Annotated in this window: 16 protein-coding genes, 1 pseudogene and 1 riboswitch; of the genes and pseudogenes, 6 read left to right on the forward strand and 11 right to left on the reverse strand. The window is 68.1% G+C overall.

The window, feature by feature from the left end:
• On the reverse strand, positions 1–187 hold a 187-nt coding region (locus tag QMX82_RS23750), incomplete at its 3' end, for a pyridoxal-phosphate dependent enzyme (protein ID WP_336619076.1).
• 263 nt (positions 188–450) lie between these two features.
• Here QMX82_RS23750 and QMX82_RS23755 point away from each other — a divergent pair.
• From QMX82_RS23755 to QMX82_RS26185, 4 genes and pseudogenes are all read left to right on the forward strand, one after another.
• A complete protein-coding gene (locus tag QMX82_RS23755) occupies positions 451–693 on the forward strand; it encodes an exodeoxyribonuclease VII small subunit (RefSeq protein ID WP_007161201.1) in 243 nt (80 codons plus the stop codon).
• Positions 690–1,568, forward strand: a complete 879-nt coding sequence (locus QMX82_RS23760; RefSeq protein WP_282288151.1) for a polyprenyl synthetase family protein — start codon at positions 690–692, stop codon at positions 1,566–1,568. The genes QMX82_RS23755 and QMX82_RS23760 overlap by 4 nt, the downstream gene beginning before the upstream one ends.
• A 151-nt stretch (positions 1,569–1,719) precedes the next feature.
• A complete protein-coding gene (gene dxs, locus QMX82_RS23765) occupies positions 1,720–3,669 on the forward strand; it encodes a 1-deoxy-D-xylulose-5-phosphate synthase (protein ID WP_282288153.1) in 1,950 nt (649 codons plus the stop codon).
• 1,755 nt (positions 3,670–5,424) lie between these two features.
• Positions 5,425–5,946: pseudogene (locus QMX82_RS26185) on the forward strand (methyl-accepting chemotaxis protein); the annotation flags it as partial.
• Here the strand turns inward: QMX82_RS26185 and ribA are convergent.
• The 10 genes from ribA to nrdR form a co-directional block, all read right to left on the reverse strand.
• Positions 5,947–6,573 (reverse strand): GTP cyclohydrolase II, encoded by a 627-nt coding sequence (ribA, locus tag QMX82_RS23775; protein ID WP_208693011.1) that lies wholly within the window; start codon positions 6,571–6,573, stop codon positions 5,947–5,949.
• A 95-nt stretch (positions 6,574–6,668) separates the two neighbouring features.
• Entirely contained in the window at positions 6,669–7,301 is a 633-nt protein-coding gene (locus tag QMX82_RS23780) for a retropepsin-like aspartic protease family protein (RefSeq protein ID WP_282288157.1), read from the reverse strand.
• A gap of 27 nt (positions 7,302–7,328) precedes the next feature.
• The gene (locus QMX82_RS23785; protein WP_282288159.1) at positions 7,329–7,838 is read right to left on the reverse strand and encodes a phosphatidylglycerophosphatase A family protein; all 510 of its coding nucleotides are present in this window, start codon (positions 7,836–7,838) and stop codon (positions 7,329–7,331) included.
• A gap of 22 nt (positions 7,839–7,860) precedes the next feature.
• Positions 7,861–8,817 (reverse strand): thiamine-phosphate kinase, encoded by a 957-nt coding sequence (gene thiL / locus QMX82_RS23790; protein ID WP_282288161.1) that lies wholly within the window; start codon positions 8,815–8,817, stop codon positions 7,861–7,863.
• 14 nt (positions 8,818–8,831) lie between these two features.
• Positions 8,832–9,323, reverse strand: coding sequence for a transcription antitermination factor NusB (gene nusB / locus QMX82_RS23795; RefSeq protein ID WP_133860576.1), 492 nt, complete (start codon positions 9,321–9,323; stop codon positions 8,832–8,834).
• A complete protein-coding gene (gene ribH, locus QMX82_RS23800; protein ID WP_007161209.1) occupies positions 9,320–9,796 on the reverse strand; it encodes a 6,7-dimethyl-8-ribityllumazine synthase in 477 nt (158 codons plus the stop codon). The genes nusB and ribH overlap by 4 nt, the downstream gene beginning before the upstream one ends.
• Before the next feature lie 109 nt (positions 9,797–9,905).
• The gene (ribBA, locus tag QMX82_RS23805) at positions 9,906–10,994 is read right to left on the reverse strand and encodes a bifunctional 3,4-dihydroxy-2-butanone-4-phosphate synthase/GTP cyclohydrolase II (protein WP_133860575.1); all 1,089 of its coding nucleotides are present in this window, start codon (positions 10,992–10,994) and stop codon (positions 9,906–9,908) included.
• A gap of 10 nt (positions 10,995–11,004) precedes the next feature.
• Positions 11,005–11,667 carry a riboflavin synthase gene (locus QMX82_RS23810; RefSeq protein WP_282288164.1) on the reverse strand — a complete coding sequence of 221 codons (663 nt, stop codon included), beginning with the start codon at positions 11,665–11,667 and terminating at the stop codon, positions 11,005–11,007.
• A gap of 142 nt (positions 11,668–11,809) precedes the next feature.
• Positions 11,810–11,968: riboswitch (FMN riboswitch) on the reverse strand.
• A 56-nt stretch (positions 11,969–12,024) separates the two neighbouring features.
• A complete protein-coding gene (ribD, locus tag QMX82_RS23815) occupies positions 12,025–13,143 on the reverse strand; it encodes a bifunctional diaminohydroxyphosphoribosylaminopyrimidine deaminase/5-amino-6-(5-phosphoribosylamino)uracil reductase RibD (protein ID WP_282288166.1) in 1,119 nt (372 codons plus the stop codon).
• Positions 13,140–13,610 (reverse strand): transcriptional regulator NrdR, encoded by a 471-nt coding sequence (gene nrdR / locus QMX82_RS23820; protein WP_007161213.1) that lies wholly within the window; start codon positions 13,608–13,610, stop codon positions 13,140–13,142. The genes ribD and nrdR overlap by 4 nt, the downstream gene beginning before the upstream one ends.
• Positions 13,611–13,789: 179 nt before the next feature.
• Between nrdR and QMX82_RS23825 the strand changes: the two genes are divergently transcribed.
• Both QMX82_RS23825 and QMX82_RS23830 read left to right on the forward strand, forming a co-directional pair.
• Positions 13,790–14,254, forward strand: a complete 465-nt coding sequence (locus tag QMX82_RS23825) for a YbaY family lipoprotein (RefSeq protein WP_282288174.1) — start codon at positions 13,790–13,792, stop codon at positions 14,252–14,254.
• Complete coding sequence (locus tag QMX82_RS23830; RefSeq protein ID WP_282288176.1) at positions 14,251–14,898, forward strand: class I SAM-dependent methyltransferase; 648 nt, start codon at positions 14,251–14,253, stop codon at positions 14,896–14,898. The genes QMX82_RS23825 and QMX82_RS23830 overlap by 4 nt, the downstream gene beginning before the upstream one ends.
• Positions 14,899–15,891 lie beyond the last annotated feature (993 nt).

Below are 15,891 nucleotides of genomic sequence, written 5' to 3' on the forward strand. Positions count from 1 at the left end.
CGCGGATCTTGAAGGAAAACACCGGCTGCAGGTCTTCGCGCTTGAGCAGCACCTGGCAGCCCAGCCGCTCGGACAGCGCCCGCGCCGGTTGCAGGGGCGTTTCGATCGCCACGTCGTAGACGGGGGCTTCGAGGATCTTGCGGGCATAGCGCTGCAAGAGATCGGTGGCGGGTTCCTGGGCGGTCATGGCGGGCTCCTGGGGTGTTTCGTCGGGGCCCAGGAGTCAGAAAGTACAAACCCGCCTCTTGGGCGGGTCTGGTTACGCAGCTAACGCTGTCCCGCCATCAGGTAATGGCGGTAATAATGCTGGGGCGTTGGCGGCTGCGCGTGTTCATGACCGCTACCCTAGGGCCTGGCCGGGCACGGCGTCAAGCAGCGCCGATGGCTGTGGCACAATGGCCGACCTGTTGCCCACTTCCCGCGACCCGATCGCCTCTGCCGAGAATCCCGATGGCCCGCAAGAAAGCTCCCGACTTCGAACAATCCCTGGCCGAACTGCAGACCCTGGTGGAGCGCCTGGAGAGCGGCGAGCTGTCCCTGGAGGACTCCCTCGGCGCCTTCGAACAGGGCATCCGCCTGACCCGCGAATGCCAGGGTGCCCTGGCCCAGGCCGAGCAGAAGGTGCAGATCCTGCTGGAAAAGGACGGCGAACTCAGCGCCGCCCCCTTCGCCCCGGTCGGGGACGACGCATGATCGAGGCCTACCAGCAACGCTGCCAGACCCGTGTCGATACCGCCCTCGCCCCGCTGTTCACCGCCCCCCGCGCCGAACTCGCCCGGCTCTATGCCGCCATGGCCTACAGCGTCATGGGTGGCGGCAAGCGGGTACGGCCGTTGCTGGTCTATGCCGCCTGCGAAGCCCTGGGTGGCGATCCGACGCGCGCCGACCAGGCCGCCTGCGCGGTGGAGCTGATCCACGCCTACTCCCTGGTCCACGACGACCTGCCGGCCATGGACGACGACGACCTGCGCCGCGGCCGGCCCACCACCCACAAGGCCTATGACGAAGCCTGCGCCATCCTTGCCGGCGACGGCCTGCAGACCCTGGCCTTCGAGACCCTGCTGACGGCGCCCCAGGTTGCCGCGGTGCGGCTGGAGATGATCGCCGTGCTGGCTCGCGCCAGCGGTCCGGCGGGCATGGTCGGCGGCCAGGCCATCGACCTGGAGTCGGTCGGCCGGCGCATCGACCAGCCGGCGCTGGAGACCATGCACCTGCACAAGACTGGCGCCCTGATCGCCGCCAGCGTGCAACTCGGCGCCCTGGCCAGCGAAGCCGCCGGTGCCGCCGAGCGTGAGGCCCTGGCCCGTTATGCCGAGGCCATCGGCCTGGCCTTCCAGGTCTGGGACGACGTGCTCGACATCGAGAGCGATACGCAGACCCTGGGCAAACGCCAGGGCGCCGATCTCGCCCGCGACAAACCGACCTACCCGGCGCTGCTCGGCCTGGACGCGGCCAAGGCCTATGCCCTGGAGCTGCGCGACAGCGCCCTGGCCGCCATCGAGCCGCTGGGCACCCCGGCCGAACCCCTGCGCGCCCTGGCCCGCTACATCGTGGAACGACGTAGCTAGACGCGCCTCCGGCGGAAAAACTCGTGCCCCGGGCCGCATTTGCCCCCGGGTCCGTTGTCACAGGGGCATAACAAGACGCCCTGCCCGCTGTTGGGATGCCACGCGGGCATCGGGTAAACTGCCTAATTCTCTGCGCAAAGTGATCAGCCAGATGCCCAAGACGTTTCACGAGATTCCCCGCCAGCGTCCCGCGACGCCCCTGCTCGACCGCATCGACTCGCCGGTCCAGCTGCGCCAGCTCGGTGACGCCGAGCTGGAAGCCGTCGCCGACGAACTGCGCGCCTTTCTCCTGTGGACCGTGGGCCAGACCGGCGGTCACTTCGGCGCCGGGCTGGGCGTCATCGAACTGACCGTGGCCCTGCACTATGTCTTCAACACTCCGGAAGACCGGCTGGTGTGGGATGTCGGTCACCAGGCCTATCCGCACAAGATCCTCACCGGCCGTCGCGAAGGCATGGCCAGCCTGCGCCAGAAGGACGGCCTGGCCGCCTTCCCGCGCCGCAGCGAGAGCGAGTACGACACCTTTGGCGTCGGTCACTCCAGCACCTCCATCGGCGCCGCCCTGGGCATGGCCATCGCCGCCCAGCTGCAGGGGCTTGAGCGCAAGTCGGTCGCGGTGATCGGCGACGGTGCCCTGACCGCGGGCATGGCCTTCGAGGCGCTCAACCACGCCTCGGACACCGGCGCCAACATGCTGGTGGTGCTCAACGACAACGACATGTCCATCTCGCGCAACGTCGGTGGCCTATCCAACTACCTGGCGCGGCTGCTTTCCAGCCGTACCTACCAGCACCTGCGCGAGAACGGCAAGAAGGCCCTCTCCAAGCTGCCCGGCGCCTGGGAAATCGCCCGCCGCACCGAAGAGGCCGCCAAGGGCATGCTGGTGCCCGGCACCTTGTTCGAGGAGCTGGGCTGGAACTACATCGGCCCCATCGACGGCCATGACCTGCCGACCCTGGTCACCACCCTGAGCAATCTGCGCGACGCCAAGGGCCCGCAGTTCCTCCATGTGATCACCCGCAAGGGCAAGGGCCTGTCCATCGCCGAGGCCGATCCCATCAGCTACCACGCCATCACCAAGCTGGAGCCGCTGGACGCCAAGCCCAAGCGCCCGGGCGCGCCCAAGTACTCCAACATCTTCGGCGACTGGCTGTGCGACATGGCCGCCGCCGATACCAGGCTGGTGGGCATCACCCCGGCGATGAAGGAAGGCTCCGACCTGATCCGCTTCGCCGAACGCTATCCCGAGCGCTACTTCGACGTGGCCATCGCCGAGCAGCACGCGGTGACCCTCGCCGCGGGCCTGGCCTGCGATGGCATGAAGCCGGTGGTGGCCATCTATTCCACCTTCCTGCAGCGCGGCTACGACCAGCTGATCCACGACGTGGCGGTGCAGAACCTGGACGTGCTCTTCGCCATCGACCGCGCCGGCCTGGTCGGCGAAGACGGCCCGACCCATGCCGGCAGCTTCGATCTGTCCTACCTGCGCTGCATCCCCGGCATGGTGATCATGGCGCCCAGCGACGAGAACGAGCTGCGCCGCCTGCTGACCACCGGCTATCGCCACCAGGGCCCGGCCGCGGTGCGTTACCCGCGAGGCAGCGGCCCCAACGCCGCCCTCGACCCGGGCCTGGAACCCCTGCCTATCGGTAAAGGCGTGGTGCGTCGCCAGAGCGGCCTGAAGAGCGGCCCCAAGGTCGGCTTCCTGGTGTTTGGCGTGCAATTGGCCGAAGCCCTGCAGGTCGCCGAGCGCCTGGATGCCAGCGTGGCCGACATGAGATTCGTCAAGCCGCTGGACGAGGCGCTGATCCGCCAGTTCGCCGCCGACCACGACCTGCTGGTCACGGTCGAGGAAAACAGCGTCATGGGCGGCGCCGGCAGTGCGGTCAACGAATTCCTGCAGGCCAGTGCCCTGGTCCAGCCCGTGCTCAACCTGGGGCTGCCGGACAGCTACATCGAACACGCCAAGCCGGCCGACATGCTCGCCGAGTGCGGTCTGGACGTCGCCGGAATCGAGCGCGCGGTGCGCGAGCGTCTGGCGCTGCTGGAGGCCGCCCAGGCCGACACCTCGCTGCGCCTGGCCCGCGGCGCCTCTGCCTGAACCGGCGCGCACCGCTGATCCGAAGGCACCGACACCTCGTCCAGCCGCTCTAGTGCGCGGCTGAAGCCCCTACCATGCTGGCTGCTGACTGCAATCAGCGTGGCGGCAAGGATGGGTGTTATGAGTGACATGGATCTGAGCGGCCCCGAGCGCCGCTGGCTGCCCTGGCTGGGCCGCAATGGAAAGATCGCCCGTGGCTGGGCCTGCCTGCGTAACGGAGGTCGACAGGCACGCCTGGAAAAGACCTTTGCCGGCCTGGCCGGCACCCGTCGTGATCTGTTGCTGACCTGGACCCAGCGACACTGGCAGCAACTGGAACGGATCGCCGGGGTGCTGGAGGCCAGCTGGCCCACGCTGGACCCCAAGGTTCTGGACGACGCCCTGCTGCACCTGAACGCGGCTTCCGAACTCTTCGTGGTGGATACCCAGGGCCTGATCCTCGCCTCCACGGCGCGTCAGCGCCAGGGGCAGCGGCACGCCGCCGCTTCCCTGGCCCGCGGTCTGCAGGCGCCCTTCCTGCAGGGCCCCTACCGTGACCCGGTCACCCTTGCCCTGGGGCCGACCACCTCGGCCTTCCACGACGCCGTCACCCTGCTGTTCCATCAGCCGCTGCGCCAGGCCGGACGTCCTCTGGGTTGCGTCTGTCTACGCCTGCCCAACGATGTGCTCAGCGATCTCATCCAGCGCGAGGCCGGCCACGTCTTTCCGGACTCCGGCGACAACTACCTGTTCATGATCAAGGCGGTCGCCGATCCGGGCATCGCGCCGGGCACCGCCCTGTCCCGCTCGCGTTTCGAGGACGCTACCTTCACCGCCGGTGACAACCTCAAGCAGGGCGTCGCGACCCCCTTCGGCACGGTACGGGTGCGCGAGCACACCGAATTCGAGCTGAAATTCACCGCGCCAGCGACCGGCGAGCTGCACCCCGGGGTGCGCGAGACCCTGCGCCGGGGGCACAATCTCTTCGTCGGCTATCCGGGCTATTCCGACTATCGCCACGTGCCGGTGATCGGCGCCGGCGTCACCCTGCAACTGCCCGGTTCGCCGGACACCTGGGGGCTGCTCTGCGAAGCCGATCTGGAGGAGGCCTATCGCGGCGGCAGTCTGACCCAGCACCTGCTGCTCGGCGCCCTGCTGCTGGGCGCCGGCGCCTGGGGTCTGCAGGCCGCCCTGAGCCTCTGGCAACCGCTGTGGCAAGGCGCCTTCGCGCTGGGCAGCGCAGCCCTCGCCCTGGCGCTCTACGCCGGTCTGGTGGTGCGGCCCTGTACCCGCCGCCTGCAACGCCTGGGCGATTTCTTCCTGGACATCGCCGAATGCGGCGCCAATCTCGACCAGCGCCTGGATCGCCAGGGCTTTCGCGCCGACGAGACCGGCGAGCTGGCCACCTGGATCAACAGCTTCGTCGACCGCCTCGACACCTCGCTGCAGACCGTCAAGCAGGTCACCCGCGCCCTGAGCGCGGATGCCGCCAGTCTGCAGCAAGGAGCACAGCACGCCAGTCAGGAAGCCGAACAGCAATGGCAGGCGGCCGAGGCCAACACCCAGGCCATGCAGACGATGCTGCAGGGCAGCCAGGAGATGGCCGCCCATGTGCGCGACAGCAGCGGGCTGTCGACTCGGGCGCGCAGCGGCAGCGACCACGGCAATCTGCTGGTCGGCCAGGTGGCCCGCGATCTGGAAACCCTCGACGGCACCATCGGCACCTCGGCCGGCACCATCAGCGCGCTGAACGAGCAGACCCACGCGGTGCGCCATGTCACCGACACCATCCGCGGCATCGCCGAGCAGACCAACCTGCTGGCGCTCAACGCCGCCATCGAAGCCGCACGCGCCGGCGATCAGGGGCGCGGCTTCGCCGTCGTCGCCGATGAGGTGCGGCGCCTGGCCAATCATTCGGCGGATTCCACCCGGGAGATCGCCAGCATCCTCGACCAGATCCGCCTGCTGTCGGAACAGGCGGTAGCCGCCATGCAGCGCTGCAAGGCGGACGCCCAGACCTCGCGCAGTCGCTCGGACCAGGCACAGAAGGCGCTGGGCGCCATCGACCGCGATGTCGGCGCGCTGCAGGAGCATCTGGCCCATATCGGCCAGACCCTGGAGGCCCTGGATACCAGCGGCAATCAGCTGCAATTGCGCAGCCAGGCGACCCAGGATCAGGCGCGGCGCAGCGCCGAACTGGCCCAGGCGACCCTGGGCGCCAGCCGCAACGTGGATCAGCAGGTGCTGGAATTGCAGGACGCCGCGCAGCGCCTGGAACCAGCGCGCGCGGCGGGCTGATCAGGAAGCCGGATCGGCGGTCTCTTCGTTCTGATGCAGATTGCCGAGCATATGGCCGAGCTTGCCGGCCTTGGTCAGCAGATAGCGGCGATTGTGCGGATTGAGGCCCTCCTGCAGCGGCACCCGCTCGGCGACCGGGATGCCCAGGACCTCGAGCGCCTTCACCTTGCGTGGATTGTTGGTCATCAGGCGCAGCGAGGTGACCCCCAGGTGGTCGAGCATCGGCTTGCACAGCGCATAGGTGCGCTGGTCGGCGCCGAAGCCCAGGCGCTCGTTGGCTTCCACGGTATCGGCCCCGGCATCCTGCAGCTCATAGGCGCGGATCTTGTTGAGCAGCCCGATGCCCCGCCCTTCCTGGCGCAGATAGAGCAGTACGCCGCGACCGGCTTCGGCGATGGCGCGCAGCGCCGCCTCCAGCTGGAAACCGCAGTCGCATCTCAGGCTGAACAGCGCGTCGCCGGTCAGGCACTCGGAATGCAGGCGGCCCAGCACCGGCTCGCCATCGGCCACGTCACCGAAGGTCAGGGCGACGTGCTCCTTGCCATCGGACTCGTCGAGGAAACCGTGCATGGTGAACAGGCCGAAGGGGGTGGGCAATTGGGAGGCGGCGACAAAGACGACGGACACCTACAGGCTCCTGGCGGGGAAAGACGTACATTGTAACCTTTTCCCCGGGCCCGGCGTCATCGCCAGGGGTTATGACGTCGATACTCGCTGATCTATCAGCGTGCCTGCACGTAGAAGATGCCCTGGGCCTCGCGCCAGCCCACGCGATTGAGGAAACTCATGCCCAGCAGGCCCTGGCTGGGATAGTTGCCCTCCAGGACCATGGCGTCCACCCCGACCACCTCGATGTCACCCAGGCGCACCTGCTTGAGCGTGGTGCGCCAGGCGCGGGCATGACCGCTGGCGGTTTCCACCCAGCCCGGGGTGCCGTCGCGATAGCTGATGCCCAGCTGATCGGCCTGGGCGCCACTCAGGGCGACACTGGTGGCGCCGGTGTCCACCAGCAGCGACACCGGACGGCCATTGACGTTGGCGGTGACCTGGTAATGACCGTTGTTGCTGCGCGGCACGCTGAATTCACGGCGCTGCGGGGCGCTGTAGCCATCGCTGTATTCGCGGTCGAGGGCAAAGGCCTGGGTCCGGCCGTCGATACGCAGCACCGCCTGCTGGGAATCCGCGCTGACCACCTCGACGTCGTCCAGGCGCTGGCCGACCCGCAGCAATTTGCGCTGGCCATTGACGTTGACCACCGCCGCGCCATTGAACAACCCCACGACCCTGACCTGGGGTTGCGCCCAGGCGAGCGTACCGACGGCCCAGATGAGGCCGCACGCGCCCAGTCTCTTCACTGCCCTGCTCCTTGGGCCTGCGTCTCGTCAGCCGACGAGATGACCCCAACCGATGTGTAATCCCTGAACCACCAGCCAGGCGAGGATGCCGGCCAGTACATCGTCGACCATGATGCCGACGCCGCCGCGGACATTGACATCCAGCCAGCGGATTGGCCAGGGCTTGCAGATGTCTAGTACGCGGAAGGCGACGAAACCCACCAGCAGCCAGATCAAGCCCGGAGGCGCCAGCCAGAAGGTGATCCAGATACCGACCATCTCGTCCCAGACGATGCCCTCGTGGTCGTGCACGCCCAGCTCGCGGGCGACCTTGCCGCACAGCCAGCAGCCGAACACGGAGAGCAGCACCAGCAGCAGCGGATAGCTCCAGCCGCTGAGCAGCTGCCAGAGCGGCACGAAGGGCAAGGCGATCAGTGACCCCCAGGTGCCGGGCGCCTTGGGCAGGGTGCCGGAACCCAGGCCAAAGGCCAGGAAGTACCAGGGATCGCGCCAGACCGACAGGGGAACCGGCTGGGCGGGGGCTTGCTGTTCGCTCAAGGATGGACTCCGCGCCAGAGCGCTAGAAATGTTGGAAACCGGTGTGTAGCGGCGTCAGCGGCTGACCGTCGGCGGCGACCACCTGGACGCCGCTACCCGTTTCGACCCGCCCGATCACCTGTGCCTGGGGCCAGGCGGCGGCCAGGGCCGGCGCCTGCTCGGGCGGCAGAGTGAAGACCAGCAGGTAGTCGTCACCCGCGCCGAGGGCCAGGCGCAGTACCTCGTCGGCCGGGAACAGCGCGGTCAGCGCCGGACTCACCGGCAGCCGCGCCGTCTCCACGACCAGGCGGACGCCGGAGGCGGCGGCGATGTGGCCGCAATCGGCGACCAGGCCGTCGGACACGTCCTGGGCCGCCGTCGCCCGCCCGCGCAGCCAGAGGCCGAGCTCGAATTGCGGCTGGGGTGCCCAGTAGCGCGCCAGCAGGTGCCGACTGGCGGCGCCCTCCGCTGCACGCTGACCGAGGACGAAGGGCAAGGCCCCGCCCGCCTCACCCGGCGCACCGCCCAGGCACAGCAGATCGCCCGGGCGGGCACCGCTGCGCAGCAGCGCCTGACCGGCCGGCACCTGGCCGAAGACCGTGAGGGTAAGGGACAGCGGACCGCGGGTGGTGTCGCCACCGACCAGGCGCAGCTCGCACTGTTCGGCCATCTGCGCGAGGCCTGCCGCCAGGCCTTCCAGCCAGGCGGGCTCGACGGACGGCAGGGTCAACGCCAGGGTGAAACCCAGGGGCGCGGCGCCCATGGCGGCCAGGTCGCTGGCGCTCACTGCCAGGGCGCGCTGGCCGAGGCCATGGGCATCCGGGCAGGGATCGGGGAAATGCACCCCGGCGGTCAGGGTGTCGGTGGAGACCGCCAGTTGCTCACCGGGCGCGGGTGCCAGCAGCGCGCAGTCATCGCCGATGCCCAGCGCCACGCCGGGACCGCCGCGAGCGCAGGGCGCCGCGGCGAAATAGCGACGGATGAGTTCGAATTCACCCATGCCGACGTGGGCGATCAGCGCTTGCCGCGCAACTCGGCGCTGCGCAGCTTGGGCGCCAGCTTGTCCAGCACGCCGTTGACGAACTTGTGGCCATCGGTGGCGCCGAAGATCTTGGCCATCTCGATGCCTTCGTTGATCACCACCCGGTAGGGCACGTCGATGCGCTTGAGCAGCTCGTAGCAGGACAGCCGCAGCACGGCCAGCTCGACCGGATCCACCTCGTTCATGGCGCGGTCCAGGCAGGGCAGGATCAGCCCGTCGATCTCGCTCTTGTTGGCCGGGACGCCATGCAGGACTTCATGGAAGTAGGCGCCGTCGACCTTGGCGAAATCGTTGTCGACGCGAAACTGCGCCTCGATCTCGTTGATCGCCTGGCCCGCCATGTGCCACTGGTACAGGGCCTGGACCGACAGGCTGCGCGCTTCGCGGCGAGCAGCCAGTTTGCCGGTGGGGGCCTTCTTGCCCGCGGGCTTGCCGGCCGCGGGCGGAGTCAGATCGCCGCTCACTTGGCCTCCAGCTGCGCCAGCAGGCTGACCATTTCCAGAGCGGACAGGGCCGCTTCGGCGCCCTTGTTGCCGGCCTTGGTGCCGGAGCGCTCGATGGCCTGCTCGATGGAGTCGACGGTGAGGACGCCAAAGGATACCGGTACGCCGAATTCCATGGAGACCTGGGCCAGACCCTTGGTGCACTCGCCGGCCACGTATTCGAAGTGGGGGGTGCCGCCACGGATCACCGCGCCGAGGGCGATGATGGCGTCGAATTCGTCGCGCTGGGCGATCTTCTGCACCGCCAGCGGGATCTCGAAGGCGCCGGGGACGCGGATGATGGTCAGGTCGTCCGGCTTGATGCCGTGACGCACCAGGGCGTCGATGGCGCCCTGCAGCAGGCTTTCGACGACGAAGCTGTTGAAACGACCGACCACCAGGGCGAAGCGGCCCTGGGGAGCGATGAAGGTGCCTTCAAAGGTCTTGATGTTCATGTGCGGGTCCAGTTGTCAAAGAGCCGGACGGCCGGCAGTGCCAGGCCGTCCGTGGAAATCCAGGTGAAGCGCGCCGCACCACCCGGGCGGGGCGCGCCAGGCGGAAGGGTCATTCTTCAGGAGGCAGATAGTCTACTACTTCCAGGTCGAAGCCGGATATGGCGTTGAACTTCATCGGCGAGCTGAGCAGGCGCATCTGACGAATGCCCAGGTCGCGAAGGATCTGCGAACCGGCACCGACGGTGCTGTAGGTGGACAGCGCCTTGGGCACCGGCAGCGGCTCGCGCAGGTGCGCCAGCAGGTCGTCGCCCTCGATCGAGTGACCGAGCAGCAGCACCACGCCGGTGCCCTCGCGGGCCACGCGTTCCATGGCGCCACGCAGACTCCAGCGACCCGGTTGCTGCACCTGCAGCAGGTCGCGCAGCGGATCCATGTTGTGCACCCGCACCAGCGGCAGCTCCTGGCCGGCCAGGTCGCCACGGATCAGCGCCAGGTGGACGTCGCCCTCCACCTCGTCGCGGTAGGTCACCAGCTTGAACGGACCGAGTTCGGTCTCCAGCTGCTGCTCGTCGATGCGCTTGACAGTGTGCTCGTGGAGCAGGCGGTAGTGGATCAGATCAGCGATGGTGCCGACCTTGAGGCCATGCTGCTCGGCGAAGGCTTCGAGTTCGTCGCGACGGGCCATGGTGCCGTCGTCGTTCATCACCTCGCAGATCACCCCGCTCTCGGCGAAACCGGCCATGCGCGCCAGGTCGCAGGCGGCTTCGGTATGGCCGGCACGGGCCAGCACGCCGCCGGGCTGGGCCATCAGCGGGAACATGTGGCCGGGGCTGACCACGTCGCCGGCCTTGGCGTCCTTGGCGATGGCGGCCTGCACGGTACGGGCGCGGTCGGCGGCGGAGATGCCGGTGCTGATGCCCTCGGCGGCCTCGATGGAGACGGTGAACTTGGTGCCGAAGCCGGAGGCGTTGCGGCTGGCCATCATCGGCAGGTTGAGGCGCTCGCAGAGGCCCTTGCTCATGGGCATGCAGATCAGGCCGCGCGCGTGGCGGGCCATGAAGTTGATGTGTTCGGCGGTGACGCATTCGGAAGCGATGATGATGTCGCCTTCGTTCTCGCGGTCCTCGTCGTCCATGAGGATGACCATCTTGCCCGCGCGGATGTCCTGGATGATGTCTTCGATGCTGGAAAGTGCCACGGTGTCGTCCTTAGCGCTGCAGATAGCCGTGTTCGGCGAGAAAGTGTTCGGTGACGCCGCCCTTGCTGGCCTCGGCGGCCTTGTCGCCCAGTAGCAGGCGCTCCAGGTAGCGGGCCAGCAGGTCCACCTCCAGGTTCACCCGACGCCCGGGGCGGTAGTCGGCCATGATGGTCTCGCCGAGGGTGTGGGGGACGATGGTCAGCTCGAATTCGGCGCCGTCCACCGCGTTCACCGTGAGGCTGACGCCGTCCACGGTGATCGAGCCCTTGAGGGCGATGTAGCGGGCCAGCTCGGCCGGGGCACGCAGGCGAAACTGCACGGCGCGGGCGTTATCGGCGCGGGAGACCACTTCGCCGAGGCCGTCCACGTGGCCGCTGACCAGGTGGCCGCCAAGGCGACTGGTGGGCATCAGCGCCTTTTCCAGGTTGACCTTGCTGCCGGGCTTGAGGCCGCCCAGGCTGGTGAGGCTGAGGGTCTCGCGACTGACGTCGGCCCAGAAGCCGTCGCCGGGCAAGTCCACGGCGGTCAGGCAGACCCCGTTGACGGCGATGCTGTCGCCGAGCTTGACGTCGGCAAGGTCGAGCTTGCCGGTGGCGACATAAAGGCGCACGTCTCCGCCCTTGGGCGTGAGGGCGCGGATCTCGCCGAGGGCTTCGATGATTCCGGTAAACATCAGCTCAGGCCTCCGCGAGGTAGAGCCAGAAAGGCGGTGCAGCTAGACATCGACGAACTCCTGTTTCGGTGAAAAAACAGGGCGTACGGACAGAAGGGAAATCAGACGGACGAGGGGCTCGCACCCCTGCCAGGCGAGGCTATCCCGTTCTCTCTCATCCGGACTATGACCGTCGGCCCCGGAATCCAACCGGGTCTGCTGACCTCCCCCGCCGCAGAGGACGAGAGAGCGCTCGCGGGCTCGTCCCGACTGATCGGGCGTTACCGCCGGTGGGGAATTGCACCCCGCCCTGAGAACTCGCCACCCGCAGGCGGCGCAGGTTTTGTAACACAGTTAGCCGCCGCGGGGCCAGGGGAGTCAGGTGTCCCTGGCCGGTCGGGCGATCAGGTGCAGGTCGGCGCCTACCGGCGTGGCGCTGAGGATCTCCAGCTGCGGGGCCTCGGCCAGGTGCACCAGCGGCCAGTCCAGCAGCGGTCGGGCGCTGGAACCGAGGAACCTGGGTGCCAGGAACAGCTGATATTCATCGACCAGTCCGGCCTGGGCGAAGGCACCGGCCAGGCGCGGCCCGGCCTCCACCAGGACGTCATTGACCTGCTCGCTGCCCAGGCGGGCCAGCAGGGCCGCCAGATCGACCTGACCCTGGCTACCGGGCAGCGCCAGGTAGTCGTGACCGGCCGCTGCATAGCCGGGCGCCGCGGCGGCCATACCGGCGATCCGCGCCGCGCCGGCCTGAAAGAAGGGTGCATCCAGCGGCACCCGGCCACGGCCGTCCACCAGCAGCCGCTGCGGCGTGCGCAGGGTGGCCAGTTGCAGCTCTTCTCCGCTCAGGCCCAGTTCGCTCGGGCGCACGGTCAGGCGCGCGCCATCGGCCAGCACGGTATCGGCGCCGGTGATCACCACCCCCGCCTCGGCGCGCAGCCGCTGGACGCTCTGGCGCGCCGCCGGACCGGTGATCCACTGGCTTTCGCCATTGGCCATGGCGGTGCGGCCATCCAGACTCAGGGCCAGCTTGACCCGCACGAAGGGCCGCCCGGTGAGCATGCGCTGGATGAAGCCGGCATTGAGTGCCCGCGCCTCGGCTTCCAGGACGCCGGCGCGGGTGGCGATGCCGGCGGCGGCGAGCCGTGCCAGACCGCGCCCGGCCACCAGCGGATTGGGATCGGTCATGGCCGCCACCACCTCGGCCACGCCGGCGGCTACCAGGGCATCGGCGCAAGGCGGGGTGCGGCCATGATGGCTGCAGGGTTCCAGGGTCACATAGGCAGTGGCGCCACGCGCCGCCGCCCCCGCCTGGCGCAGCGCGTGCACCTCGGCATGGGGACCGCCGGCCTGGCGATGCCAGCCTTCGCCCACCATCTGGCCGTCGCGGACGATGACGCAGCCCACCCGCGGATTGGGCGCCGTGCTGTAGCGGCCGCAGGCGGCCAGCGCCAGGGCGCGGGCCATCCAGACTTCGTCGCTCCCCAGGTCGCTCATACCGGCTGCTTGCCCGGGTCCTGGGCCAGGCGCTCGATCTCGTCGCGGAATTCGGCCAGGTCCTGGAATTGCCGATAGACCGAGGCGAAGCGGATGTAGGCCACCTGGTCCAGCTTGCGCAGTTCGTCCATCACCAGTTCACCCACCACCCGCGAACGGATCTCGCGCTCGCCGGTGGCGCGCAGGCGGTGCTTGATCAGGGCGATGGCTTCCTCCAGGCGCTCGACGCTGACCGGCCGCTTCTCCAGGGCGCGCTGCATGCCGGCGCGCAACTTGTCCTCGTCGAAGGGCTGGCGGGTGCCGTCCTGCTTGATCAGCCGCGGCAGCACCAGCTCGGCGGTCTCGAAGGTGGTGAAGCGCTCCTGGCAGGCCAGGCACTCACGCCGCCGGCGCACCTGCTCACCGGCCGCGACCAGCCGGGAATCCGTGACCTTGGTGTCGTGGGCGCCGCAGAAGGGACAATGCATGGAAGAATCGACCGCCGGAAGGGAAAGCCCTCATGGTACCCGATCACTCCCCGCCGGGAACCTCCGGGTGCCGGACGAATCGACAGCCAGGGCCCGCCGGGCTATAAGAGCGCCCTGTGTTCAACGACCTCTCCAGCCTCCCGTGCAGCCCTCGCCGGCCGCGACCTCCGGATCCCGCCATGACCCCACGCGTCCTCTTGCCCCTGCTGTTCACCGGTCTGCTCGCGGCCTGCTCTAGCCCACCCGAAACCACGCCGCCGCAGCCCACCACCCCGGCCGACGAACCGGTTCCGGTGGCGGGCGCTCCCACTCCGGCCAATCTGCGCGAGATCTCCGGGGTGCTGCGCAATGCCCAGGGGCTGGTCCCTGCGGGCGCCCAGGTCGAGATCGCCCTGTTGGCGGTCAACGCCAAGGGCCTGCCCCAGCGTCTGCTGGCCAGCGAGACGGTGACCGGCAAGGGCGCGCCCCTGGCCTTCCGCCTGCCCTTCAATCCCGAGATCTTTCCCACCCGCCCGGATCTCAAGGTGGAATTCCACGCGCGCCTGATCCAGGCCGGGCAACTGGCCAGCTATCTGCCGCCGGTGAATGTCGGCGGACCGACCACGCAGAATCTTGGCGAACTGGTGCTGAACCAGACCCCGTGACGCCCCCTGCCGACCTCGCCGTCGCCCTGACGGCCCTGCTGGGCGACGCCCGCCTCTCCTTGCAGGCCCTGCCCGCCAGCGACCTGTCGCTGTGGCTGATCGATCCGGCCAACATGGCGCGGGCCTTTTCCACGGCGGAAACCCAGCGCCTGCTGGAGGCACCGCCCTACTGGGCCTTCTGCTGGGCCAGCGGTCTGGCCCTGGCGCGCTGGATCGCCGCCCATCCCGAGTACGTCGCCGGGCGCCAGGTGCTGGATTTCGGCAGCGGCTCGGGCATCGCCGGACTTGCCGCCGCGCGGGCCGGCGCGGCGCGGGTGGTCTGCTGCGACCTGGATCAGCTGGCATTGAAAGCCTGCCGCGCCAATGCCCAGGTCAACGCCGTGCAGATCGAGACGCTGGACGATCTGCACGCCAGCACCGAGCGCTTCGAGCTCATCCTGGCCGCCGATGTCCTCTACGACCGTACCAATCTGCCGCTACTGGAGCTCCTGCGGGCTCGTGCAGAACGGATCCTGCTGGCCGACTCGCGGGTACGCGACCTGGCACACCCCGGCTTCACCCGCATCGCCGACCTCCAGGCCTGCACCCTGCCGGATCTGGCCGAGCCGGACGAATTCCGCCGCGTGGCGCTCTATCGGGGCTGAGCCGGCCTGCCTTGTTTCCAAGCCCGGCGCCCCCACCTATAGTGCATCTTTCGGTGCGACACGAATGCTCGTGTTGTGCTTGGTCGACTAGCTTAGTCTTGGCGCCGAAACCCTTGTTCTACAGGGGTTTGAAGCCTAAATAAAGCACGAGAGCCGGCTCTGCCGCGCCTGATTCGACCCACTTGTGGGGACAATGCGATCCCTGCTTGCCAGGGTAAGTACGTCTCAAATTTGGCCACTTTTGGCTATAAATTGATCAATCAGACGTAACAGAGAGCAGTTTCCGCCAAGGAAATTGTATCTAAATGTAACAAGACTCCCTGCGGGTGATTTGACCCCGCAAGGGGTCAATCCATCTCTGGGATGCCTTGGTCTCATTTGGCCCATGCCAACGTCGTGAGACGCTAGGGTATCTCGTCCAAGCACGGAGCAACCGCTCCGCTTGTGCATTGCTCAACCTTGCTAATACAGGGGGTACCGAGCCTGGCATGTACCTGCCAGTTCACTACATCGGCATGCGTCGGGGGCCAACCCTGAGGTGTGAAGCCCGATGGACAACGTCCTATCCCTCACGGGACACGCAGGTCTGGCAACAGCAGCGTGACGCTTCCGAATTGCACGGAGGCAAGGGGCTAGTGACCCAACCCGTATGGTTAACGCATGTGAATCATCGTTCGAACCCTCGTAAGCACTACTGGGCCTACGGCAATTTATGGGCCCTGGCCAAAATCGGCAAAGCAGATCGGCGCTCGCTGTCGAAAGAAGCGACGCGGTACCACTACGACTGCCGGGGGAAAGATGGAACCTAACCGGGGAATCGATGCGCAGCGGGGAACGTGGCAATCCCGACCACCCGCCTAACCAGAAACATCGGAAGGCAGGCAATCCGCAAGGAAAGCTGTTGGGTGTGGGGAATGGGAGGGTGCAAAAAGCGAATGGCTGTCTGTAATGGGCGGCATATCGGTTGAAACATCATCGACAGGGGCAACCCTG

Origin of the sequence: Pseudomonas sp. PS02302 (assembly GCF_029959585.1) — a bacterium.
Taxonomy (GTDB): Bacteria; Pseudomonadota; Gammaproteobacteria; order Pseudomonadales; family Pseudomonadaceae; genus Chryseomonas; species Chryseomonas aestiva.